3 protein-coding genes are annotated in these 2,310 nt (G+C 63.9%); 2 read left to right on the top strand and 1 reads right to left on the bottom strand.

Features of this window, described 5'->3' with window-relative positions; translation table 11 throughout:
• The first annotated feature begins 295 nt into the window (after nucleotides 1-295).
• Complete coding sequence (locus tag DKT69_RS28565; RefSeq protein ID WP_109804575.1) at nucleotides 296-1,075, top strand: transposase family protein; 780 nt, start codon at nucleotides 296-298, stop codon at nucleotides 1,073-1,075.
• A gap of 258 nt (nucleotides 1,076-1,333) precedes the next feature.
• Here DKT69_RS28565 and DKT69_RS28560 read toward each other — a convergent pair whose 3' ends face one another.
• Complete coding sequence (locus DKT69_RS28560; protein ID WP_109804574.1) at nucleotides 1,334-2,107, bottom strand: hypothetical protein; 774 nt, start codon at nucleotides 2,105-2,107, stop codon at nucleotides 1,334-1,336.
• Nucleotides 2,108-2,232: 125 nt separating this feature from the next.
• Between DKT69_RS28560 and DKT69_RS41480 the strand changes: the two genes are divergently transcribed.
• The coding region (locus DKT69_RS41480; protein ID WP_438361781.1) for a helix-turn-helix domain-containing protein at nucleotides 2,233-2,310 on the top strand (78 nt) is incomplete at its 3' end.

Genomic DNA, 2,310 nt, shown 5'->3' with positions numbered 1-2,310 from the left:
ATCGCTCACCACGGTCGCGTTACCACTTCCGCAGCATGTGGCGGTTTGGAACCTCCCCCCGCAGGGCGACTCCGAAGGGCCAACCTTCATCTCCTGCACAGCACCGCATAAAGTCGCTCTACCTACACCAAGCTCCTCCTTGCGTTCGTGGCACACCTTGATCTTTAACCTCCGAGGGTCCTGTGGGGACCCTGACTGATCACGGAAACAGCCCTTGGTCGATGATCTTCTTGTCTAAGGGACGTCTCGTAACCCCGGTGTCTGTCTGTTGAGGACGGTCGTCGATGATGCCTGCGTGCAGGTGATCACCGCTGCCCGAGCCGAGTGGATCTTCCCGTTCACCGGGTTGCAGCCCGCCCAGTTCCGGCGGCTGGTCCGCCTGGTCGCCGATCGCGGCGGGGACACCATCGCCGACGGGCGGCCGGGCCGGCAGTGGGCCCTTGACCTGCCCGACCGGGTGCTGCTGGTCGCCGCGTACTGGCGCACCAACCTGACCATGCGCCAGATCGGCCCGCTGTTCGGCGTCTCGCACTCCGCCGCCCACCGGGTCATCGACACCCTCGGCCCGCTGCTGGCCCTGGCCCCGGTGCGCCGCCGGCCGGTCGACCAGATCGCCATCGTCGACGGCACCCTGATCCCGACCCGGGACCACCGCCTCGCGGCGCCGAGCAAGAACTACCGGTACTCGACGAACCTGCAGGTGGCGATCGACGCCACCAACCGCCTGGTCATCGCCGTCGGTGACCCGCAGCCGGGCAACCGCAACGACACCATCGTCTACCGCACCAGCGGGATCGACCAGCAGTTGACAGGCCGGCCGGTCATGGCCGACGGCGGCTACCGCGGCAACCCGCAGGTGATCATCCCCTATCGCAAGCCCCACGACGGCAGCTCACTGCCGCAGTGGAAGGAGGACCTGAATGCCGAGCACCGGACTGTGCGAGCGCAGGTCGAACACGCCCTGGCCAGGCTCAAATGCTTCAAGATCCTGCGCGACTACCGCCGCGCCGCCCGCACATTGACCGACACCGCTTCCGGCATCGCCCACCTGCACAACATTGCCCTGACCTGGTGAGCACCAACCCGGTCACGGGCAACGCCTCTACCGAGTTACGAGACGTCCCTTACGTGTAGACAGGACACCCGACTACGAGCAGTGTCTGGAACTGTTGAAGGACCGGGCAGAGAGTGCAGGGTGCGCCCCGCCGCAAGTGGAAGCCGGAATCTTCCACCTTGCGACGGGCCGTTGAGGAACAGCGAGTCTCACAGTAGCGCGATTCGCAGCCAATGAGGATGCTCATTTGCGATGTGGCCGTCGATCAAAAACCAATCATTAGGACTTTCGATCGCCCCTATTCATGGCTCGACGCACCGCACGATTGAGCTGGGGAGTGCCGTGATCAACGATGTTCACCTTCTCCACGGCTTCGCCGACCCGGGGCCGTCGTTCGTGCTGGTGCAGATAAGGGACCCCGACGATCAGAAGCAGCCGCGCCGGTCGAATGAAAACCGCCTCAGTGAGCGCGGTTGTATAAGTTTCGTCGGTGAGGCTGAACGCCAAGAATCCGACCGCCGCCACGATCGCGAACAGCCCGGCGACGCCGGTGTAGGGCCACAGCGGCAGCGTCACCTGCAGATCAAACGGAAAGCTGAGTACCGCGGTCGAGGGTCTGACGCCCGACCACTTCTCGGCCAACGGACGCGGCATAGCGAGTATCACCAGCGAGTAGTTGAGGAGATATGTCGACGCTGTGGTACCGGCGAGCAGCGTCAAGAATCGGCCGATGCTTTGGCGGCGCAGCACACCGGAGGCGATGAGGCGGAGGTCTGTGGCCATGGGTTCCAAAACCTGCCGTTGGTAGGAGCGCGCGAGCAACTTCCGAAGAAGCGCAGGCTCGGCCCAGTGTTCGCGGCTACGCAGGATCCGCCCGTTAAGCATTCGGACGCCGACCTCGATAGCTCTCTCTTTGTCGTCCCCAATGTCCTTCATCGCTCGGCCGAAGAGCGGCACCAGGTCAACTCGGCGAAGCCTGCGGAGGACGAGCACCAGCAAGGGTGCGAGCGCGATCACCGCGAGGAAGACCAGACGCCAACGGGACTGTGCCACAAACGCCCACGGATCCTCAGTGAGTAATGGCGCGATGACGATCGCTAGAGCAGCCGGCAGGTTCAGCCGGTCGTAACATTTGATCTTGGCGGTTGGGTGGGACAGGATGTTCCGCTGTGCGTGCGATGTTGACCTTGGGTGATCGGGAAGAGATATCCCGTGGCCTGGCCGAAGGCTTGGAGTTCAAGCAGATCGCGGTCCTG

The organism is Micromonospora sicca (assembly GCF_003172935.1).
In the GTDB taxonomy this organism is placed as follows: domain Bacteria; phylum Actinomycetota; class Actinomycetes; order Mycobacteriales; family Micromonosporaceae; genus Micromonospora; species Micromonospora sicca.
Note: the sequence above shows the minus strand (reverse complement) of the source record. Positions and strands in the feature narration are given on the sequence as shown.